The 21,275-nt window shown below is 66.5% G+C and carries 12 protein-coding genes and 2 tRNA genes; 4 read left to right on the forward strand and 10 right to left on the reverse strand.

Annotated features, from left to right (window positions below; genetic code table 11):
• The first annotated feature begins 78 nt into the window (after window positions 1-78).
• Window positions 79-1,911: a phosphoenolpyruvate carboxykinase (GTP) gene (locus FBY31_RS17340; protein WP_142043588.1), complete on the forward strand. Its 1,833-nt coding sequence runs from the start codon at window positions 79-81 to the stop codon at window positions 1,909-1,911.
• Window positions 1,912-1,998: 87 nt separating this feature from the next.
• On the opposite strand, the gene FBY31_RS17345 is transcribed toward FBY31_RS17340, so the two are convergent.
• From FBY31_RS17345 to FBY31_RS17360, 4 genes are all read right to left on the reverse strand, one after another.
• Window positions 1,999-3,159, reverse strand: a complete 1,161-nt coding sequence (locus FBY31_RS17345; protein WP_142043590.1) for a globin domain-containing protein — start codon at window positions 3,157-3,159, stop codon at window positions 1,999-2,001.
• A gap of 187 nt (window positions 3,160-3,346) precedes the next feature.
• Window positions 3,347-3,796 carry an RrF2 family transcriptional regulator gene (locus FBY31_RS17350; protein WP_142043592.1) on the reverse strand — a complete coding sequence of 150 codons (450 nt, stop codon included), beginning with the start codon at window positions 3,794-3,796 and terminating at the stop codon, window positions 3,347-3,349.
• A gap of 14 nt (window positions 3,797-3,810) precedes the next feature.
• Window positions 3,811-4,311: a hypothetical protein gene (locus FBY31_RS17355; protein WP_142043594.1), complete on the reverse strand. Its 501-nt coding sequence runs from the start codon at window positions 4,309-4,311 to the stop codon at window positions 3,811-3,813.
• Window positions 4,312-4,319: 8 nt separating this feature from the next.
• Complete coding sequence (locus tag FBY31_RS17360) at window positions 4,320-5,738, reverse strand: phosphomannomutase/phosphoglucomutase (RefSeq protein WP_142043596.1); 1,419 nt, start codon at window positions 5,736-5,738, stop codon at window positions 4,320-4,322.
• 119 nt (window positions 5,739-5,857) lie between these two features.
• On the opposite strand from FBY31_RS17360, the gene FBY31_RS17365 reads away from it, so the two are divergent.
• Window positions 5,858-8,086, forward strand: coding sequence for a RecQ family ATP-dependent DNA helicase (locus FBY31_RS17365; RefSeq protein ID WP_235013106.1), 2,229 nt, complete (start codon window positions 5,858-5,860; stop codon window positions 8,084-8,086).
• Window positions 8,087-8,248: 162 nt separating this feature from the next.
• Here FBY31_RS17365 and FBY31_RS17370 read toward each other — a convergent pair whose 3' ends face one another.
• The 4 genes from FBY31_RS17370 to FBY31_RS17385 all read right to left on the reverse strand — a co-directional run bounded on the left by FBY31_RS17370 (window position 8,249) and on the right by FBY31_RS17385 (window position 12,820).
• Window positions 8,249-9,682: an MFS transporter gene (locus FBY31_RS17370; protein ID WP_142043598.1), complete on the reverse strand. Its 1,434-nt coding sequence runs from the start codon at window positions 9,680-9,682 to the stop codon at window positions 8,249-8,251.
• A 139-nt stretch (window positions 9,683-9,821) separates the two neighbouring features.
• Window positions 9,822-9,909: transfer RNA gene (locus tag FBY31_RS17375), tRNA-Ser, on the reverse strand.
• A 110-nt stretch (window positions 9,910-10,019) separates the two neighbouring features.
• Entirely contained in the window at window positions 10,020-10,454 is a 435-nt protein-coding gene (locus tag FBY31_RS17380; protein ID WP_200833390.1) for a GNAT family N-acetyltransferase, read from the reverse strand.
• A gap of 92 nt (window positions 10,455-10,546) precedes the next feature.
• The gene (locus FBY31_RS17385; RefSeq protein WP_142043600.1) at window positions 10,547-12,820 is read right to left on the reverse strand and encodes a prolyl oligopeptidase family serine peptidase; all 2,274 of its coding nucleotides are present in this window, start codon (window positions 12,818-12,820) and stop codon (window positions 10,547-10,549) included.
• A gap of 85 nt (window positions 12,821-12,905) precedes the next feature.
• On the opposite strand from FBY31_RS17385, the gene FBY31_RS17390 reads away from it, so the two are divergent.
• The gene (locus FBY31_RS17390) at window positions 12,906-14,846 is read left to right on the forward strand and encodes an FAD/NAD(P)-binding protein (protein ID WP_142043602.1); all 1,941 of its coding nucleotides are present in this window, start codon (window positions 12,906-12,908) and stop codon (window positions 14,844-14,846) included.
• A 152-nt stretch (window positions 14,847-14,998) separates the two neighbouring features.
• Here FBY31_RS17390 and FBY31_RS17395 read toward each other — a convergent pair whose 3' ends face one another.
• Together FBY31_RS17395 and FBY31_RS17400 are read right to left on the reverse strand one after the other, a co-directional pair.
• Window positions 14,999-19,555 carry an ExeM/NucH family extracellular endonuclease gene (locus tag FBY31_RS17395; protein ID WP_142043604.1) on the reverse strand — a complete coding sequence of 1,519 codons (4,557 nt, stop codon included), beginning with the start codon at window positions 19,553-19,555 and terminating at the stop codon, window positions 14,999-15,001.
• Window positions 19,556-20,020: 465 nt separating this feature from the next.
• A tRNA-Ser gene (locus tag FBY31_RS17400) sits at window positions 20,021-20,108 on the reverse strand.
• Between the two features lie 121 nt (window positions 20,109-20,229).
• Here FBY31_RS17400 and FBY31_RS17405 point away from each other — a divergent pair.
• On the forward strand, window positions 20,230-21,213 hold the full coding sequence (locus tag FBY31_RS17405; RefSeq protein WP_142043606.1) for an NAD(P)H-quinone oxidoreductase: 984 nt from the start codon (window positions 20,230-20,232) through the stop codon (window positions 21,211-21,213).
• The last annotated feature ends 62 nt before the right edge of the window (window positions 21,214-21,275 follow it).

The raw sequence follows: 21,275 nt of genomic DNA on the forward strand, positions 1-21,275 counted from the left end.
AGCATACGTCCAAAAAACTCCAGTGGTCCGGACCATAGCATTTAGCACACACCGATGAACCCGAGGAAGGGAAACGAAATGGGCGATCTGGCGCAGAAGCCGCTGCTTGATAACGCACCCACCACACATGCCGGTCTGCTGGCATGGGTCGAGGAGGTTGCTGAGCTTACGCAGCCGGACCGTATCTACTGGGTTGACGGCTCCGAAGAGGAGAACACCCGCCTTACGGACGAACTGGTAGCTGCGGGAACGCTGACCCGGCTCAACCAGGACCTCTTCCCCAACTCCTTTGCCGCCTTCTCCGATCCCGCGGACGTTGCCCGCGTGGAGGAGCAGACCTTCATCTGCTCCGAGAACAAGCGCGACGCAGGCTTCACCAACAACTGGATGGCCCCCGCGGAGATGAAGGAAAAGCTGCGCGGCCTGTTCTCCGGGTCCATGCGCGGCCGCACCATGTACGTCATCCCGTTCGTTATGGGCCACCTCGACGCCGAGGATCCCAAGTTCGGCGTGGAGATCACGGACAGCGCTTACGTCGTCGCCTCGATGCGGATCATGGCGAACATCGGCACAGCCGTGCTGGACAAGATGACTGAGACCAATGCGTTCTTCGTACCGGCGCTGCACTCCCTGGGAGCGCCGCTCGAAGCCGGCCAGGCGGATGTTGCATGGCCGTGCAACCCGGACAAGTGGATTGTCCACTTCCCCGAGGAGCGCTCCATCTGGTCCTTCGGCTCCGGCTACGGCGGCAACGCGCTGCTGGGCAAGAAGTGCTACGCCCTGCGCATCGCGTCGGTCATGGCGCGGGACGAAGGCTGGCTGGCCGAGCACATGCTCATCCTCAAGCTGACCTCGCCGGAGAAGAAGAATTACTACATCTCCGCAGCCTTCCCCTCCGCGTGCGGCAAGACCAACCTTGCCCTGCTTGACCCCACCATTGAAGGCTGGGAGGTGGAGACGCTCGGCGACGACATCACCTGGATGCGGATCGGCAAGGAAGGCGAACTGCGCGCCACGAACCCGGAGGCCGGCCTGTTCGGCGTGGCCCCCGGTACCGGCTGGGGTACCAACCCGAACGCCATGCGCGCCATCGCCAAGGGCCACAGCATCTTCACCAACGTGGCATTGACCGACGACGGCGGTGTCTGGTGGGAGGGCATGACGGACGAGGTGCCTGCGCATCTGACTGACTGGCGGGGCAATTCCTGGACTCCTGGCTCAGACCAGCCGGCCGCGCACCCAAACTCCCGCTTCTGCACACCGATCTCGCAGATCGACATGCTGGCCGAGGAGTACTACAGCCCCGAAGGTGTGGAGCTGTCCGCCATCCTCTTCGGCGGCCGCCGCAAGACGACGGTTCCCCTGGTGACCCAGGCCCGCAGTTGGACCAACGGCATCTTCATGGGTTCCACCCTCTCCTCCGAGACCACGGCTGCAGCGGCCGGCCAGGTGGGCGTGCTCCGCCGCGACCCCATGGCCATGCTGCCGTTCATCGGCTATGACGCCGGCGACTACCTGAAGCACTGGATCAGCGTCTCAGGCAAGGCCAATCCGGAGCGCCTGCCGCACATCTTCCTGGTCAACTGGTTCCGTCGCACTGCCGACGGCGATTTCGCCTGGCCCGGTTTCGGGGACAACGCCCGGGTCCTCAAATGGGCCATTGAGCGCCTCGAAGGCAAGGCTGACGCCATTGAGACCCCGATCGGCTTCGTGCCGGCAGGGCACGCGCTGGACCTCACCGGCCTGGACCTGACCCACGCCCACGTGGAGGACGCCGTCCGCGTGGACCGCGAGGAATGGGATGCCGAGCTGGCCTCCATCGAGGAATGGTACGCAAAGTTCGGCGATTCACTTCCGGAGGCGCTGCTCTCCGAGCTTGAGGCCCTGAAAGAGCGGATGGCTCAGCACTAGCGGCAGCTGATGCAACAGCGCTGACAGCACGACGACGGCCCCGCACCTTTTCAATAAAGGCGCGGGGCCGTCGTCGTACAAGGGTAATTAGCTGGCCAGCCAGATGTCCGGGCCAAAGACCTCGTAGTGGATCCGCGTGGCCGGAATGCCCGCGTTCATGGCCTCGTTGCGGATGTTCTTCATAAACGGCAGCGGGCCGCACAGGTACAGGGACGCATTGGCCGGAAGGTCAACCTCGCGCAGCGACATGAACCCTTCCCGTGCGCCCGCCTCCGGCTGTTCCAGCCACAGCTGCAGCTCGGCACCGTCCAGGCGTTCGACGTCGTCCGTCATCTGGCTGCGCAGCGCCCAGTTGTCCAGGGTGCTTTCCGCGTGGAGCACCAGTACCTGGCGGTCAGAACCGGCCTCCGCCAGTGCGCGCAGGATCGAGGCGGTGGGAGTGCATCCGATGCCGGCGGAGGCGAGCACCACCGGGCCGTCGCCCTCCTTGAGGGTGATTTCACCGTACGGGTTGGAAATCTCCAGGATGTCGCCCACCTGCACGTTGTTGTGGAGGACAGGCGAAACCTCGCCGCCGTCGTCCAGTTTGGTGGTGAAGCTGCGGCTGGTCCCGGCCTCCCTGGACAGGGAGTACTGGCGCACCTGGCGGAGGCCTTCAGGCAGGACCACCTTGACGCTGATGTACTGGCCCGGGAGGGCGGGCGTCACCGGGCTCTCGTCCGCGGGCTCAAGGGTGAAGGTCATGGATCCGGCGCCGGCGGCGGTCTTTGCGGCCACGCGCCACGGCATCCACATCTTGTCGTTGGCCTGGCCGGCGTAGAGGGCCTTCTCGAGCTTGATCAAGGCGTCCGCCATGAGCCAGTACACCTCAGTCCAAGCTTCGGCGATTTCTGGCGTGATCACCTCCGCCAGGTCTTCGGCGATGGCAGCGAACAGGTGCTCGTAGACCACCTGGTACTGCGGCTCAGTGATGCCCAGCGAGGCGTGCCGGTGGGCGATGCGGGACAAGACCGTCTCGGGGAGGGTGCCCGGGTTGCTGACGAGGTGCGTGGCGAAGGCCGCGATGCTGCCTGCCAGCGCCTGCTGCTGATTGCCCGAGCGCTGGTTGGAGCGGCTGAAGACGCCATCCAGGAGTTCGGGGTGCGCGGCGAAGAGCCGCTGGTAGAACTTGGGCGTGATGGCGCCAATGCGGGAACCAACGAGCGGCAGCGTGGCCTCGATGACAGGGCGGGATTTGTCCGAGAGCATAGGAACTCCTGAGGTAGCGGCCGGGGCCTTCGTCCGGCCTTATTGAATACCTGCATTCGAAATGCATGTATTCATATCCAAAGTTCTACACGCTGTAGAAGTTGCAATCAAATTACGTGGCGGTGCGGCGACATATGGGTTCGGTGCAGGGGAAAAACTTGGGGGCAGGAGCCTTTAAGACCAGAGGCTACAGCCCGGGCCGGAGGCCGATCATTTCGAAGACGGGGTCCATTTGCCGGGACACCGGAAGGTCCGCGATCACTACGTCGTCGAGCTCGCGGTAGAAGGCTTCGCGCGCCCGCGCCAGGGCGGAGCGGAGCTTGCATTCGTTGATGAGCGGGCAGTTGCGGCCCGGGGCCATGCACTCTGCGGCATCCGTCCGGGTATCGAGTTGCCGCAGGATTTGTCCCACCGTGGCAATCCGGCCGGCATGGCTTAGCCGGGACCCGCCGGTCCGGCCGCGCTCCACCTCGATCAGCCCGAGGTTCCTCAGCTTAGCCATCGCCTTGCTGACGTGGTTGTAGGGCGTCCCCACGGTATCGGCGATGTTTTGTGTGGTCAGCAGTGTGCCGCCGGGAGCGGCGGCCAGCACCATAAGCGCCCGGAGGCTCACGTCGGCAAAAGCGTTGATCTTCATGTGCCGGTTCCGGTCTAGTCCACCCAGATGGTGGGCTCGCTGGCGTCAGCCGCGAGCTCGCCGAACTCCCACGCCCGGGTGACCGCATCGGCAGAGTAGGGCAACACGGCCGCGAAGACCTGGCCTTCGCGGTGCTCCGTTGCCACATGGATGGCGTCCGACTCCTCCTCCACGAGGAGGATGTCGCACACCACGGCGGCAGCCCGGAAGTCATCCCGGTTCTGCCGCAGCAGGGCGGTGAGGTCGCTGATCATGCCGTCGGCGTCGAAGTCGCCGCCGGAACCTTCTTCCGCATCCGCCGGCGTGACCGCGACCAGGCGGACTTCGCCGTCGTTTTGCACCGTCAGGGCAAAGGGCAGGAAGCCGCCGTTGCGTTGGAGCTGCTCCTGGGCGGCACTGATACCCGTTCCCAGGAGGTTCTCAAGGTCGGTAGCGGTGCTTTCCGGGACGGAGTCCCGCCAGGACCCCGTCCCGCCGGCAGCTGATCCGGAGTCCAGCCTGTTGTCCTCAGCCATGCCGGAGGCTAGGCCCGGACGATGGACAGGACGCTGTCGCGGACCCGCTCCATGCTCGTGCGGTCCGTGGCTTCAACATTGAGGCGGAGGAATGGTTCGGTGTTTGATGGGCGCAGGTTGAACCAGTAGCTGCCGTCGTTGGCTGTGAAGGTGCTGCCGTCCATCTTGTCGATGGTCAGGTCTTCACCGGCAAAAGCGACGCGCACCCGTTCCACAGCTGCTGCCTTGTCCTCGACCTCGGAATTGATTTCGCCGGACGATACGTAAGGTTCGTACTCGCGGCCCAGCTCCGAGAGCGGCCCGTCCTGCTCGCCCAGGGCTGCCAGGACGTGCATCGCCGCCAGCATGCCGGTGTCCGCGTTCCAGAAGTCGCGGAAGTAGAAGTGGGCTGAGTGTTCTCCGCCGAACACCGCTCCTTCGTCCGCCATGACTGCCTTGATGAAGGAGTGGCCAACGCGCGTGCGTACGGGCCGTCCGCCGTCGTTCTCCACCAGCTCAGGCACGGCGCGCGAGGTGAGGAGGTTGTGGATGATTGTAGGCGTTGCTTCGCCCATTGCCTTGGCACGGGCAATTTCGCGTCGGGCCACCATCCCGGTGATTGCCGACGGCGAAACGGGCTCGCCCTTCTCGTCGATGACGAAGCACCGGTCGGCGTCGCCGTCGAAGGCAAGACCGATGTCCGCGCCGTGCTCGAGCACCGCCGCCTGCAGGTCCCGGAGGTTTTCCGGCTCCAGCGGGTTGGCAGGGTGGTTGGGGAAGGATCCATCCAGCTCGAAGTACAGGGGAACGATGTCCAGGGGCAGCTTGGGCAGCAGGGCGTCGCCCAGGACTGCCGGAGTGGTCAGGCCGGCCATGCCGTTGCCTGCATCCACCACCACCTTCAGGGGGCGTGAGCCGGACAGATCCACCAGCTTGCGGAGGTACTCGGCGTAGTCCTTGAGCACGTCGCGGACACTGATCTGCCCGCGCTGGCCGACCGCCGGGATGGAGCCGGTGTTGAGGTACTGCTCGGCGAGGGCCTGAATATCTTTAAGGCCGGTTTCGGAGGAGATGGGGACGGCGCCCGCTTTGGCCATCTTGATGCCGTTGTAGCCGGCGGGGTTGTGGCTGGCGGTGAAGGTGGCACCGGCGCGGTTCAGGAAACCGCAGGCGAAGTAGAGCTCGTCGGTGGAAATCAGGTCCAGGAGTTCGACGTCGGCACCGCGGGCTGCCGCACCGCTGGCGAAGGCTTTGCTGAACTCGGGGGAGGAGGGGCGCATGTCGCCGCCTACCAGGATCGTCTGGCCCTGGAGCTGCAGGACGTCCACGAACGCGGCGCCCACGGCTTCGACGATCCCGGCTGTTATCGACTCGCCCACAATGCCGCGGACGTCGTACGCCTTGAAGGAAGCCGAGAGGTCAAAAGTCGTTGTCTTTTCGCTAGTCACGGGCTTTATCTTACGTGGACCGGGGAAATGCGTGCGGAGGAGGCGCCCAAGCTCTGTGCGTTTCCACATAGCACCTCTTGCCGGTACAGCCTGTCAGGGGTGGCTGGGATACTGAATCAATGGTCGATAACCAGTACGCCACAGCAACTTCTGAGCCTGCCCCGGATTTTGACGCCCCCTTGCCGGACGCAGCGCGGTCCAGCGGTCCCGTCTCTACCACCGCAACCTCCCGGGAAGCGCTCGAGGTTCTCCGCGAGCTCGTGGGGCACCCGGAGGCTGCCTTCCATGAGGGTCAGTTCGAGGCCATTGAGGCACTGGTCGACGGCGGCCGGCGGGCTTTGGTGGTCCAGCGCACCGGCTGGGGCAAGTCGGCCGTCTATTTTGTGGCGTCCCTGCTGCTGCGCCGCCGGGGTGCCGGGCCCACCCTCATCGTCTCGCCCCTGCTGGCATTGATGCGGGACCAGGTGGCTGCCGCTGCCCGCGCGGGGGTCCGTGCCGTTGCCATCAACTCCGCCAACCAGCTGGAGTGGGATGCCGTCCGTGAACAGCTCGCCGCCGACCAGGTGGACGTCCTGCTGGTTTCCCCGGAGCGGCTCACCAACCCGTCCTTCCGGGAAACCCAGCTGCCGGAACTGATCCGGCGGACCGGCCTGCTGGTGATCGACGAAGCCCACTGCATCTCCGACTGGGGCCACGACTTCCGCCCTGACTACCGCCGCATCGCGGACCTGATCACCCAACTGCCGGATACCGTTCCGGTGCTGGCCACCACGGCCACGGCCAACTCCCGGGTGGTGCACGACATCGAAGAGCAGCTCGGGGACGCGGTGCTCACCATCCGCGGTTCCCTGGGGCGTGATTCCTTGCGGCTGGGCGTCCTGACGCTGCCGGACTCGAAGCAGCGCCTGGGCTGGCTCCTGACGCATCTGGCCGATCTTTCCGGCAGCGGCATCATCTATACCTTGACTGTGTCTGCTGCCGAGGACACTGCACGGCTCCTCGCCGAAGCCGGCCACCACGTGCTGGCCTATACCGGCCGCACTGATCCGGCGGACAGGGAGCGTGCCGAGCAGCTGCTGAAGGACAACCAGGTCAAGGCCCTGGTGGCCACCTCGGCACTCGGGATGGGCTTCGACAAGCCGGACCTCGGCTTTGTGGTCCACCTTGGGGCGCCGTCGTCCCCGGTGGCGTACTACCAGCAGGTGGGCCGTGCCGGCCGAGGCGCCGCCAACGCCGACGTCCTGCTGCTCCCCGGCGCGGAGGACCGGGACATCTGGCAGTACTTTGCCACCGCCTCCATGCCATCCGAGGAGAAGGCCGCGGCAGTCCTTACTGCCTTGGGCGAGGCCGGAACAGCGCTCTCCACCGTTGCCTTGGAGGCGCGGGTAGACCTGCGCCGCACCCCGCTGGAACTGCTGCTCAAAGTACTGTCCGTGGACGGCGCCGTGGAACGGGTGGGTGGTGGATGGCGGGCCACGGGGCAGCCATGGATCTATGACGCTGAGCGGTACAAGCGAATCGCCGAGGCGCGCGTGGACGAGCAGGATTCCATGGTGATCTACCAGGACACCGCCGGGTGCCGGATGGAATACATCACCTCCGTCCTGGACGACGAAACCGCCAAGCCCTGCGGCCGGTGCGACAACTGCGCAGGCCGGTGGTTCCCGTCCGAAATAGCTGATGCTGCTACAGAGGCGGCCAGCCAGACGCTCAGCAGGGCAGGCGGTGTCCTTGAGGCCCGCCTGCAATGGCCCACTGGCATGGACCGGCTGGGCGTTCCCGTCAAGGGAAAGCTCAAGCCGGGGGAGGGCCTCGCGGAGGGGCGTGTCCTGGCAAGGCTGACCGACCTCGGCTGGGGCGGCGCCCTGCGGGAACTCTTCGCCGCCGGAGCGGAGGACCGGTCCGTGGATCCGGGCATGCTTCAGGCCTGTGTGCAGGTTCTGCGGGAATGGGGTGCCGGCGACACCCGCACCCCCGGCTGGAGCGGAGTGGGCAGGCCCGCTGCCATCGTCAGCATTCCCTCCCGGGGCAAACCGCAACTGGTGGAGTCCCTGGCCCGGGGAATCTCAGAGATCGGACGGATCCCCTACCTCGGCGGACTGCAGCTGGCCCACGGCGGTCCCACCGGGGGACGCGGCGGCAACAGCGCCTACCGGCTGGCGGGCGTCTGGGACCGCTTGGTGGTTGGGCCCGAGCTGGATGCTGCATTGAGTGGCCTCAACGGCCAGGCCGTGATGCTGATAGATGACCTGGCGGACAGCCGGTGGACCCTGACGGTCGCCGGGCGTGCCCTTCGGCAGGCCGGAGCGGGAGCTGTCCTTCCACTGGTGCTGGCCCAGGCGGGCTGACGCAACGCGGGTTGACGCAACGCGGGTTGACGCAACGCGGGCTGACCGAAGGGCAGCGGACGCCGGGCGGGGTGAAGCGGGGTGAAGCGGGAGCGCCTGGTGATTCAGCCTTGCTCAGACCCGCTGGTAAAGCCTGAGTCAGACCCGCTGGCAAAGCCTGAGTCAGACCCGCTGGGCCTTTCGCTGGCTGACTTCCGCCCCGGCGTGACGCGGGAGGAAGAGGCTGTCCCCCGTGCTGGCGAGCATCAGCACTGCCATTGCGAAGAAAGCCCCGCGGAAGGGTCCGGCAGCGTCGTCAGGAAAGGTGCCCAGTCCGTCGAACACCCGGATCAGCAGGGCGCCCACGGCAATGCCGGCACCGGTAGCGAGCTGAACCAGAGTGGCGGACACGGTGTTGGCGGATGTCAGTTGCGCCGGTGCGATGTCGGCGTACTGCACGGAGGCGTAGGCCGAGAAGCCGATGGAGCGGAAGGCCCCGCTGCAGACCAGCAGGGCAAACGTGAGTGCCTGGGGCGTTTCCGCCGTCAGCAGGGCGCAGAGGGCGAAGGTCACTGCTGAAGCAAGCGAAGCGAACACCAGCATGGCCCGGAAGCCGAAGCGCCGGATCAGCGGTGTTGTGGCCGGCTTGATGCCGATGTTCCCGATGAAGACGGCCGCCACCATCGCTCCGGCGTGCAGCGGGGACCAGCCGAAGCCGGCCTGGAACATCAGCGGCAGCAGGAAGGGAACCGAGCTGATGGTCAACCGGTAGGCGAACCCGCCAGTCGCCATGGCCCGGAACGTGCGGGTGCTGAACACCCCGAGGTCAAAAAGCGGGTTGCGGGTCCGGCGCATCCACAGGACGGCGCAGGCGAGGAACACGGCGCCGAATCCGGCACTGAGCGCCGCCCAGGGGGCCCCGGGGTGGGTGCTCACCAGTTCGAGGCCCACTACCAAAGAGCCCACGCCCAGCGTGGTGAGGAACAGCCCCAGCCAGTCCAGCCGCCGGCCAGGATCTCCGGCCGCTGCCGGAACCAGCCGCAGGGCGGCAATGAATGCGGCAGCGCCCAGCGGGAGGTTGATCAGGAAGATCCAGTGCCAGGACAGGTAGGTGGTCAGCGCCCCGCCCACCAGAGGGGCCAGGACAGGTGCCAGGAGCCCGGGCCACACCAGGAATGCCGTGGCGCGGAGCAGGTCGGCCTTGGGTGTCCCGCGCAGGACCAGAAGGGTGCCCACGGGTACCATCATGGCGCCGCCGAGCCCTTGGGCCACCCGGCTGAGGGTGAGTGTGGCCAGGTCCTGGCTCAACGAACATGCCAGGGACGCGACGGTGAAAACCGCAATGGCCAGGCAGAAAACGCGGCGGGCGCCGAAGCGCTCAGCCAGCCAGCCGCTGAGCGGGATGCCCATGGCAACGGTCAGCAGGTAGGCCGTCATAGTGATGTTTACGTCCGGGGCCGGAACACGAAAGTCGGCAGCAATGTTGGGGATTGCCGTGGTGAGGACCGTGCCGTCGAGAAACTCCATAAAGAAGGTTGCGGCCACCAGCAGAGCCAGGCGCGGACTCCACGCCTGGGTGGTGCCGGACGCCTCGTCCACGGTGTTGCTGGCTGCCATCTGTCCATCCTGCCATCGCCGCGCCTGCGGAACTTCAGGTGTCCGTACCCCGGACGGAAGCGGGCCGCTGACCCTGGGATCACCGGGGGCCCTGACCCCGGGTACGCAAAAGGCCCCGGTCCAGGACCGGGGCCAAACGCGGAGACGGGGGGATTTGAACCCCCGGTGGAGTTGTGCCCCACACTTCATTAGCAGTGAAGCCCATTCGGCCGCTCTGGCACGTCTCCAATTGCTATTCCTAGCCCACCAAGGATACGCAGAAGCGGGCACGCAGTGCAAAACGGAGCGCCGGGACGGTACATCACCCGCCGCCGGGCGCCGTCTGAAGGTGTGGGGACTAGCGAAACGCAGCCTGCCGGGGCCTTACCATCCTGATTTCGCGCAGGTTTTCCCACTCCGGGATGACGTCCGCGGCGCCGTCCGGTGCAAAACCGAAGTGCCTGTAGAAACTGATGGCCGGCGCATTGTGTGCTGCCACCCATAGGCTCGCCGGCTCGTCACCCAAGGCCGCTTCAAGAAGCCGGCGCCCCAGGCCCAGCCCCTGGTGCGACGCCAGCAGGTACAGCCCCCACAGCTCCAGGTCGCCGGACGACGGCGGCTCGAAGCTGTGCGAAGCAGCGCCCGGCTCCCTGCGGATGCCGGCAAATCCCACTAGCGTGCCGCCATCGGAGGCCACCCAGGCCTCGGCCGGTTCCGCCGACTCCAGCAAGTGGCGCCACAGCGGCAGCCTGGTGCCGGAGTTCTGTGCCGCGAGGAACTCCTGTGACAGCATTCCCTGGTAAGTCTCCTGCCAGCAGCGGACATGCACCTCCGCCAAGCCTTCCACGTCGCCAGGCGCAGCCGGGCGCACCGCCAGGGCCAAGGCTACGCGGCCCCGCCGGCCAGCGCCTTCCACAGGAAATGCTGGCTTCGGGCCTGCAAGGCTGCCGCCTGCCGGTTATCCGATGCGCCGGCGTGGCCGCCCTCAAGGGCCTCGTGGAACCAGACGTTGGGAATCCCCATGGCCAGCATCCGGGCAGCCATCTTCCGCGCCTGCACCGGGCCCACCCGGTCGTCCGAGGTGGCCGTCCAGATAAACGTCTCGGGGTACTCCACGCCGTCCTTGAGCAGGTGATAGGGAGAAAAGGTGCGAATGTACTCCCACTGCGCCGGCACGTCCGGGTCACCGTACTCGGCGATCCAGGAGTGGCCGGCGGAAAGCCTGGTGTAGCGGCGCATGTCCAGCAGCGGCACGCCGCAGGAGACGGCTCCGAAGAGTTCCGGGTACTGGGTCAGCATGTTTCCCACCAGCAGGCCGCCGTTGGACCCGCCGACGCAGCCCAGCCGCTCCGGGGAGGTGACCCCGCGGGAGATGAGGTGGCGTGCCACGGCCGCGAAGTCCTGGTACGCCCTGTGCCGGTTTTCCTGCAGCGCCGCCCGGTGCCATGCCGGCCCGTATTCGCCGCCGCCGCGGATGTTCGCCACCACGTACACACCACCCCGGGAATGGGATGTGTCTCCGTCGGCCCCGGCGGAAAGGGACGTCCGGCGCTCCAGCCAGGCCCTGCCCACGGTGCCGCTGTAGGCGGGAGTGCGGGAAACCTCGAAGCCGCCGTACCCGGACAGCTGGGTGGGATTCTGCCCGTCCAGGGCCAGGTCCCGCGAGGCGATTTGGAAGTAGGGAACCCGGGTGCCGTCGTCGGACACGGCGAAGTGCTGCTGCACTTCATAGTTTTCGTGGGCAAAGAACGACGGCGACGTCTTCACCACGGCGTGCCGGCTCACCACCCCGCCGGTCCCGTCAGCGGCGCGCTCCAAGGTGCCCCGCATCAGCGTGCTGGGCGTGGTGAAGCCCGTGGCGACAAGCCAGAAATCGTCGCCCGCACCGCTGCCGGCCTCGTCTTCACCAACTCCGTCTTCACCAACTCCGTCTTCATCGTCCACGGCGTAAGCATTGACGTCGTGCAGCGGCGGGCAGGCGTCCAGGAGGGAAGACGCCCAGGCCGCATCCGCGGTGCCGGTCGGCCGGGACGGATCCAGCACGCGGATCTCGGAGGACACGTCTTTCAGGAGGTTAAGGAGCAGGAAGTTCCGGGTCCAGCTCCAGGACTGCAGCGAGGTGTTGGCGTCCGGGGTGAACAGCACGGAGACCTTCTGCGAGTCCGCCAGGTATTCCTCAAACGGCGCGGCAAGGAGTGAGCCCGCCGGATAGGTTGACCCATTGAGCGCCCAGTCCTGCTGGGGCCGGAACAGCAGCCACTCGCGGTGTGCGCTCACATTGACGTCGGTGGGAACATCGATCACCACCCAGGAGCCATCCCGCAGCACGGCATTGCTGCGGTTGTAGAAATCGATGTAGTCAACGGCAAAGGTACGTTCGAAGCCAGGCGTTGAATCGTGCGCCACCACGGCCATCATGTGGTTTTCGGGCACCTCAAACAGGCGGGGCGCGTCGGGCAGGGACGCGCCCCGCCTGAGGGTGACGGCCGTGCGGGCGTAGGAAGAGGCCGTCCGCGGAAGCCCCTCGGCGGTGGAGGCAACCAGCAGCGTGTCCGCATCCAGCCACGAAACGTGGCCCTTCGCCGTCGGCAGGTCAAAGCCGCCCTGCGCCGGGTCAACGAAGGTCCGCGTTTCGACGTCGAATTCCCGGTACCGGTTGGCGTCGCCGCCGTCCGGGGACAGCGCCAGCAGCGCGTGCCGGTAAGGCTCGCCGGCGGCAGGGCGGAGGAAGGTTGCGCCATGGAAGACCCATTCCTGGCCTTCCGCGGCGGACAGTGCATCCACGTCCAGCAGGACATCCCAGTCCGGGGTCCCGGTGCAGTAGCTCTCCCACGTGGTGCGGCGCCAGAGGCCCTTGGGGTTCTGCTGGTCCTTCCAGAAGTTGTAGTACCAGTCGCCGCGCTTGCCCACCATGGCGATCCGGTCCGTGGAGTCGAGCACCTCCAGGATGCTGCCCTCAAGCTGCACGTAGTCGGCGTCCTCCAGCAGGTCCTCCGTGCGGGAGTTCTGCTCCTTCACCCAGGCAAGCTGCTCCTCACCGTAAACGTCCTCAAGCCAGACGTTCTCGTCCGTGGGCTCAGGCGCAATGCCCTGCGGATCGGTGCCGGGGATGTTGCCGAAACCGGGGGCGGGCGCTGGATCAGCTGCAGTGGTCCTCATGCGCCCCATCCAAACAACATCCGCGGACGGCTGGCAAGTCAAGGTTTGAGCGCACACTTTGTTTTCAGCCCGTACGCTGGATGCCGTGGAAATAGCGCAAAGCATCCGGACCGCCATCATCGGGGCAGGTCCGCGGGGCACCAGCGTCCTGGAACGCCTGCTGGCCCGCCGTGCCGCGCAGATCGCTTCCGGTTCCGGCCCGGTCCGTCTCCACATCGACGTCATCGATCCCTATCCCGCGGGCCCCGGCCACGTATGGCAGCCGCAGCAGTCCCGGTTGTTCCTGATGAACACGCAGTCCTTCTATCCCACCCTGATTCCGGAGGACCCTGCCCTGGCGCCGCCAATCGCCGGCACCACCTTTGACCAGTGGCGGGCCCGGCAGCAGGGCAGCCCGTCGGCGTCCCTGAGCGAGGAAGACCTCGCAGAGCTTGCCGTCCTGGAAGCCACCGATTTCCCCAGCCGCGCCCTGTACGGACGCTATCTCCGGAGCATCGTGGAGGAGCTGGCGCGCAACGTGCCCGACGGCGTCACTATCGACTTCCACGAAACGTCCGCGCTGTCGGTGCGCCCCACCGGAGACGGAACGTTCGACGTCGGCCTGGCCACCGGAGCGACGCTGCGCACAGGCTCCGTGGTGCTGGCGCTGGGCCACATCCCGTCCCGGCTGAACCTCGAACAGCGGGAGCTGCAGGCTTCGGCGAACCAGTTGGGCCTGCTGTACCTGCCGCCCGCGGTGCCGGCCGACGTGGACTGGTCCCGGATTCCGGCCGGCGAACCCGTGCTGGTCCGGGGGATGGGCCTGAACTTCTTCGACACCATGGTCCAACTGACGGAGGGCCGGGGCGGAAAGTTCATCAGTAACGGCACAGCGCTCCGCTACGAGCCCTCGGGCCAGGAACCGCACATCATTGCCGCCTCCCGGCGGGGAACGCCCTACCGTGCCAAAGCGGCGCTGAACGGCTACTACCCGTCGTCGGTCACGCTGCGCTACTTCACGGAGGCGGCGCTGGAACGCTTCCGCACCGCTGGCATCCGGCCGGCGTTCGACCATGACTTCTGGCCGCTCCTGCACCGCGATGCGCTTTGGGCGTACTACTCCACGCTGGTGCGCTCGCAGCCGAACGCCGTGCCTGACCCCGGGGCCTTCCTCGCCGCACTGGACGAGGCCCTCCATCCGCACGCCCACAGCGCCGCGAACTGGGAGGACAGCGTGGAAAGCGTGCTCGCCGTCCACGTCGGCCCCCGCCACCGGCTGGACCTGCCGGGGCTGGCGGGACCGCTGGCCGGGCGCTCCTTCGCCTCCCGTGCGGAACTCGACGACGCCGTCGTGGACTACCTGCTGGACGATGCCCGCCGGTCCGCACTCGGCGAGGACGACCCCGTCAAGATGGCCATCGGGGCACTCCACCACGGGCGCGCCGTCCTGAAAACAGCAGTGGCCGACGGCGGCATCACCGATGAATCCTGGGTGGCGGGACTGCGTGGCTGGTTCGAGTCGTTTGTGGAAGGACTTGCCAGCGGGCCGCCCGCCCTGCGCGCCGAGCAGCTTGCCGCGCTGGCCAAGGCAGGCGTGGTGAGCTTCGTGGGGCCCGATCCCAAGTTCGCGTTGGACCGCCGGAACCGCGTCTTTACCGCGGCCTCGCCGTGGGTGGATGATGCCCCGGTGACGGCAAAGACCATGGTGGAGGCGCTGGCGCCCGGCAACAGGGTCTCCGCCAATGATTCGCCCGTCCTGGAGCAGCTGCTGGCGGACGGGCTGGTGCGGCCGCGCCTCATGATGACCGTGGAGGGCGCCCCGGTGCAGTCCACCGGCCTGGATGTTGCGCCGCACCCTTACCGCCCCGTGGCCGCCAACGGTTCGGTGACGGAAGGGCTGTACGCGTTGGGACTGCAGCTCTCCTCGGTCCAGTGGGGCACCGCCATCGCCGCCGAGGCCTTCCAGCCGGGCGGGCCGAACTACCGCAGCGGCCAGCGGACCCTGCGCGACGCGGATGAAATCGCCGGCGCCATCCTCGGCGCCTGAAGCACCACCAGTAACCCGACCCAACGCTCTCTCACTTTTCGCGCCTTAAACTCCAACGCTCTCCCACTGGTGAGAGAGCGTTGGAGGAAAACGCGCATTACATGAGAGAGCGGGCGGAGGGCCGTGCCTTCACGGCGGCGGTCCGGTGGGACTTAGCCTCGCAGGCAGGCACGGTAGGCCGCCATGTCCTTGCCATAGTTCCACTGCCCTGCCACGTCCGCGGGCCGGACCGGCTTGATCGGCATTGTGCAGACGGGCGGGACGGGAACGGTTGCAGCCACCGCCTGGTCAACAGAAACAACAGTGCCAGATTCAGCGGCAGTAAGGACCAGGGCCCCGGTCCCTGCAGCGGCGCCGGCCGGAACTGCAAGGCTCACCTTGGCCGCGCCGGCACTCACCGCCACGGACCCGAGCTGGGTTACTGTTCCGGAAGAATCGGTGAACACCGCTGACAGCGCGGTGTTGACCGGGCTGCCGAGCGAGGTCAGGTCCAGTTTGGAGACCGTCAGGGTGATGGGCTCCCCGGGCTTTACTTCAGGCGAAGTGGTGTTGGTGACGGCCACGGACCGGCGGGCGAAGTCCGGCGAAACGGAGCTGCTTTTCTGCAGGTATCCGATCCAGGCATCCCGGTCCACCAGTCCTGAGTCCTTCGTGTTGGCGCCCTCAGTGAACGCCCGGAAGTTGTCGCCGCCGGTGGCCAGGAAGCTGAACGTACCCACCCGGTAGGACTTTGCCGGATCGAGCAGGGCCCCGTTCACACGCACGGAGGTGATGCGTTCCCCGGCCGGCCGGGCGGCGTCGTAGGTGTAATTCACGTTCTTCGACAGGCCGAGCTGCAGGTAGGCGCGGCTGGGAACCGTCCCATCCGGGTTGGTCTGCCACTGCTGTTCCAGCAGCGTCTTGAACTGTGCGCCGGTCAGGGACGTGGTCCAAAGGTTGTTCACGAACGGCAGCACAGCGTTCGCCTCCGCGTAGGTGATGGTTCCGTCCGGGGCGTAGTACAGCTCATTCCGGAGCCCGCCCGGATTGACGACGCCGATCTCGGCACCGCCGAGCTCCGCAGGCTGCAGGGAGGCCAGCAGGGAGTCGGCCACCAGGTTGCCCAGGGTTGACTCACTTCCCCGGTCATCGCGCTTGGCAACACCGGCGGCGTCCGTGGTGAACGCGGTGGTGATGTCCGCCGTGACAGAACCAACAGGCTGGTTGCCCACGACGGCGGCGTCCGCCAGGGCCTTCTGGACGATGGCATCAACGGCGGCCACCCGCGGGTACGCTGCGATCATATCTGCCGCTGGATCGGCGGTGCGCTTGACGTTACCTGCCTTGTACGCCGTCACCTGCTTGGTGGCGGTGTCCACGGTGAGCTGGATCTGCCCCACGTTTTCGCCGTAGTTGCCGGTCTGGACGATGGGGCGGGTCTTGCCGTCCGCGCCCGGGACGGGCGCGTCCCAGGCGTACTCCTTGTGGGTATGGCCGGTGAAAATGGCGTCAACGTCCGGGGACGTTTCGTTGACCAGCTTCGCGAAGGGTCCGCCGGCTGCCAGTTCCTCCTCCAACGTGGAGCCTTCCACTGTTCCCGACCCGGCGCCGTCGTGGTTTTCCGCGATGATGACGTCGGCCAGGTTCCCGGCCGTGATTTTAGCCGCGGCCCGGTTGATCGCTTCCACCGGGTCACCGAACTCCAGGTCGGCGACGCCGGCGGGAGTCACCAGGGAGGGGACCTCCTGGGTGACGGTGCCGATCACGGCCACCTTGATGCCGTTCATGTCCAGGATGGTGTACTCGGGCAGGACCGGTTCAGGAGCGCCTTTTTGGTAGACGTTGGCTCCCAGGTAGGGGAACTTAGCGTTGGAACCTCCGGCGGTGACGCGGTCCCGCAGGTCCGCCCAGCCGCCGTCGAACTCGTGGTTGCCCACAGCGGAAGCCCGAAGTTCCAGTGCGTTCAGCACGTCGATGGTGGGCTGGTCCTTGGCGACGGCGGACGCGAACAGGGATGCGCCGATGTTGTCGCCGGCGGAGAGGAAGGCGGTGGCACCGGGAGCGGCTGCTGCGCGCAGCTTCTCAATGGTGCCGGCGAACTGGACCGTGTTGGTGTCTATCCTGCCGTGGAAATCGTTGATGCCCAGGAAGTTCAGGTCAACGGTGGCCGGTGCCGGCTGCAGGTTCAGGCCCACGATCACGGGATCGTGATCGCTGGCGCGGTACTGGTCCGGGGCGTAGTAGTTGGTGACGTTGTTGTTGTAGCGGCTGTACTCCAGGGCCACGGACTCCACGGAGTTGATGTTCCAGATGTCCGCGCCACCAACCACGGCGTTGGCCGCGGGGGAAGCGAGAACATGGTCCAGGGACCCCGCCATTCCGCCGAAAAGGTAGGAGTGTTTCGCGCTGCCATCGGCGTTGCGCGCCTTATCGTCCTGGTTGACGTAACCCTCGGCGGTGAAGACATTGATGGGGTCTTCCTTGGCGTAGGCGTTGAAGTCGCCAATGAGGAAGACCTTGTCAATACCCTTGGACTGCTGCAGGGACTTGGTGAATTCCAGCAGCGACTTTGCCTGTGCGGTGCGCGCCAGATTTGATGCGCCCTGGCCCTTGTCCGTGTCGTCCGGGGTAGCGGCAGAGCCCTTGGACTTGAAGTGGTTGGCGATGGCGATGAACTGTGTCCCGGCGGCACCTCCCACGGGCTTGAAGACCTGGGCCAGCGGCTTGCGTGCGGTGGCGAACGCCACGGTGTCGTTGTGGATGATGGATTCACCCACGGGTTCGGCTATGGCCTTCTTGTAGATGAACGCGGTGCGGATCATGTCCTCGTCGCTCAGCGGCGGGGCGTTGGCGGGCGAGCGGACGTAGTCCCAGATACCGGGCGTGGGGATGTTGAGGGCCTCCACGAGTTTGGCCAGGGCGTCATCCCGGTTCTTGCCGAACTGCGCGGAGTTTTCGATCTCCATCAGTGTCACAACGTCTGCGCCGGCCTTGGTGATGGCCGCAACGATCTTGTCCTGCTGCCGTTTGAAGTTCTCGGCGTTGGCCGCTCCGCGGGCATTGCAGCCACCGCGGACGGTGATGGGGTTGCCCTCGCGGTCCTCAAAGTACGTGCAGCCGGTGAGCTGGTCACCGGTGGTGGGGAAGTAGTTCAGCACGTTGAAGGAGGCGATCTTGAGGTTGCCGCCCACCGTGCCGGGAGCCTCCGCGCGGGTGGCCCCGAAGGTGGCTGGCTGCACAGCGGCTTTGTTGTTTTCCGTCAGGTGGGTCAACGGCTGGAGTTTCCAGGCGTTGTTCGTGTAGCCGAGCACCACGTCGGTGGTGAAGGTGGCGGGGGAGCCCACCCGTACCGGGTCTGTGGTGGTGAGGTAGGGCAGCACCTGTGCCTTGGTGGCGGCATCCTTCAGGAAGTTGGTGCTGGAGCCGTCGTCGAGCTTGATCCCGCGGGCCGCGTTGTCTGCCACGGCCGCGCTGTACCCGGTTGATCCGTAGGCGGCGACGGCGGTGGGCTGGACCAGCGGTGTTGTTCCGCCGGCCAGGCCGATCTCGCCGTATTGGTTCAGGCTGTAATTGTCCGTGACGGTCAGCGGGCCCTGGGGTGCCAGGAGCATTCCTTCGAGGGATTCGCGGAAGGCTTCGTCTGCGGGCAGCGTGAAAGCGGTGGCCTTCACTTCAGGGGCAGGCTCTGCCAGCTTGGCCAGTCCGGCGGCTCCGGTGACGTTGAGTTGGGTCATTCCGTAGTACTCCGCCACGGCACCGGTCACCTGGACATAATCGCCGGCCCGGACGGATGCCATCGTGGCGGGGGAGTAGACAAAGATTCCGTCCGACGCTGTATGGCTGGTTGCTGTCAGGTCACCGCCGGTTCCTGCGGTCTGCAGGTAGTAGCCGTTGAGTCCGCCGGTGGGGAAGGCCGCGGTGACCTTGCCCGTGGTGGTCACCGTGGTTCCGGCCAGTGGGCTTTCGGTGCCCGTGCCCTGGATTTCGGCGATGCTCCTGGTTGTCGGAGTGGGGGCGGGGTCAGGTGCGGGGTCCGGCGTCGGATCCGGATCCGGTGCTGTGCCGCCGGTGCCCGTTGGCGTGATGGCCGCGTTCAGGCTGAAATCCGCGGCGTTGCTGTTGCTGTCCGCCCCGGCTGCCCGGTTCAGGCTTTTGACGTCGGTATTTCCTGCCGGTGCCTGTGCTGCCTGCGTTTCGAACGTGTTGGAGGTGCCGTAGCCCAGGAGGTCCGCCACGCCAGCGGGCTCCACTTGGGATCCGGTGGCCAGCACGACGGCGGTGGGCTGCCTGGCGAGCACGACGGTTCCGGCTGTGCCGCTGAAGTTCAGGGCAGTGGCCACGAGATCCGGCGCGGGAAGGTCCGCACCGTTGGCCCCGTTGCTTGCGCCCTGCACCAGGTAGTGGCCCTTTGCGGGGATCGAGCCGGAAAGGACGGCCAGGCTGGTGGGTGCCGCCGTCCCTGTCGCGGAGCGGTATTGCAGCGACCAACCAGCCACAGAGACCGGCGCATCCGAGGAGTTGTAAAGCTCAACGAACTTGTTTTTGTAGGCGGCACCGCTGCTGCCGCCGCTGAGATAAGCCTCGTTGATCACAACGGGCGAGGTTCCTGCCGCGGCTGAGACCTCCGCGGGCGTAGAGTCCGCAACTGCGGGTAAGGCGGCCAGGGGAGCTGCTGCGAGCCCCGCTGACAGCACTGTACCCAGCGCTAATTTCCAAGGTGTTTGATGCATCCGCTCTTACTTTCAGAAGGGTTCCCGGTGGGGGAACCGATGGAAGGCGTCCGGGTAGTACCGACGGACAAGGGCCCGGATCCTGCTCCTGGTCAAGCGGTATCCGGCACATCACAACAGCGCTGAATGAACGCGGGGTTGATAGCGCGTGCATTCGAACGGACGTTCCCCAGCGGAACATGCCGCTCCACCGGCCGGAAGCCCCAGTAGCCCGGTCCCGGTAGATGCTGTCAGTGCTTGGGTTGGGTGGCCGGTACGGAATGTGCCGTCCATCACACAAAGGATACCGGCCGGTAGCTTTAAGGAAAGCTCCGCCTGGCATGTCTTGAGTAAAGCCGCACTGGGCGGGCGTGCTTTGGCGGCGTCTGCGGTGATCCGGCCGATCCAGCAGGGGGAGTCTCCGGTTGCGGGGGAAAACGAAGGACCCCTGCCGGCCAGCATGCTGGCGGACAGGGGTCCCAATCGCGGAAGGTAAGAGATTCGAACTCTTGGTACGGGGTTACCGCACACTAGTTTTCAAGACTAGCTCCTTCGGCCGCTCGGACAACCTTCCTCGACTAGTAGTGTTTCATAGGCACTTGCCTGCAACAAAACAGAGGCCGGAAGGTGTCCGGTGCACACTGGTTGGAGTGAGCAGCGAGCAGCGAGTATTCAGTCAGAAACGGGAGTGTTCCATGAAAGCCGTCTACATTTCGAAACCGGGCGGCCCGGAGGTGCTGGAGGTCCGCGAGGCGGACGCTCCCGTACCCGGACCGGGGGAGGTGCTGATCGACGTCGTCGCCGCGGGGCTGAACCGGGCGGACGTGCAGCAGCGCAGGGGCTTCTATCCGCCGCCGCCCGGGGCCTCGGAAATCCCTGGGCTGGAAGTATCCGGGCGGATAGCCGGGTTTGGCCCGGGCGTCAGCAAACCTTTCTCCCTCGGTGACAAAGTGGTGGCCCTGCTGGCCGGCGGAGGCTACGCCCAGCAGGTGGCCGTTCCGGCCGAACAGGTCCTCCGGATTCCCGAGGGCGTGGACCTGGTCACGGCGGCGTCCCTGCCGGAGGTGGCCGCCACGGTGTACTCCAACCTCGTGATGACCGCCCAGCTCCAGCCGGGCGAGACAGTCCTGATCCACGGTGCCACCGGCGGGATCGGCACCATGGCCATCCAGCTGGCCAAGGCCTTGGGTGCCAAAGTGGCCACGACGGCGGGCACGGACGAAAAGGTGGGAACGGCGAAGGCCTTCCTGGGCGCGGATATCGCCATCAACTACACCGAGGAGGACTTCCCCGCGGCCCTTCGCGAGCAGAACGGCGGCCGGGGTGCGGACGTGATCCTCGACGTCGTCGGTGCCAAGTACCTCGCGCAGAACGTGGACGCCCTCGCCGATTACGGCCGGCTGGTGGTGATCGGCCTGCAGGGCGGCACTAAGGGTGAACTGGACCTCGGCCAGCTGCTGAAGAAACGGGCCGCCGTGGTGGCCACGGCGCTCCGGCCCAGGCCGGTCGAGGAAAAAGGGGCCATCATGAACGCTGTCCGCGACGCCGTCTGGCCCATGATCACTGACGGGCGGATCCACCCGCTCGTGGCCAAAACCTTCCCGCTGGAGCAGGTCCAGGCCGCCCACACCTACTTCGACAGCGGCGACCATGTAGGAAAGGTCCTGCTGTTGCTCTAGCAGTGCCTGCAGGCGGCAAAGGAAGGCTGCATACCGAGTATTGCCATCGGGGGATTGCTCGG

The organism is Arthrobacter sp. SLBN-100, assembly GCF_006715305.1.
Classification (GTDB): domain Bacteria; phylum Actinomycetota; class Actinomycetes; order Actinomycetales; family Micrococcaceae; genus Arthrobacter.

What these genes read in the sequence shown, in the direction of transcription:
- FBY31_RS17340 (WP_142043588.1), top strand. Translation starts at nt 79, where the DNA reads ATGGGCGATCTGGCGCAGAAGCCGCTGCTTGATAACGCACCCACCACA.
- FBY31_RS17345 (WP_142043590.1), bottom strand. Translation starts at nt 3,159, where the DNA reads ATGCTCTCGGACAAATCCCGCCCTGTCATCGAGGCCACGCTGCCGCTC.
- FBY31_RS17350 (WP_142043592.1), bottom strand. Translation starts at nt 3,796, where the DNA reads ATGAAGATCAACGCTTTTGCCGACGTGAGCCTCCGGGCGCTTATGGTG.
- FBY31_RS17355 (WP_142043594.1), bottom strand. Translation starts at nt 4,311, where the DNA reads ATGGCTGAGGACAACAGGCTGGACTCCGGATCAGCTGCCGGCGGGACG.
- FBY31_RS17365 (WP_235013106.1), top strand. Translation starts at nt 5,858, where the DNA reads ATGGTCGATAACCAGTACGCCACAGCAACTTCTGAGCCTGCCCCGGAT.
- FBY31_RS17370 (WP_142043598.1), bottom strand. Translation starts at nt 9,682, where the DNA reads ATGGCAGCCAGCAACACCGTGGACGAGGCGTCCGGCACCACCCAGGCG.
- FBY31_RS17380 (WP_200833390.1), bottom strand. Translation starts at nt 10,454, where the DNA reads ATGCTGTCACAGGAGTTCCTCGCGGCACAGAACTCCGGCACCAGGCTG.
- FBY31_RS17385 (WP_142043600.1), bottom strand. Translation starts at nt 12,820, where the DNA reads ATGAGGACCACTGCAGCTGATCCAGCGCCCGCCCCCGGTTTCGGCAAC.
- FBY31_RS17395 (WP_142043604.1), bottom strand. Translation starts at nt 19,555, where the DNA reads ATGCATCAAACACCTTGGAAATTAGCGCTGGGTACAGTGCTGTCAGCG.
- FBY31_RS17405 (WP_142043606.1), top strand. Translation starts at nt 20,230, where the DNA reads ATGAAAGCCGTCTACATTTCGAAACCGGGCGGCCCGGAGGTGCTGGAG.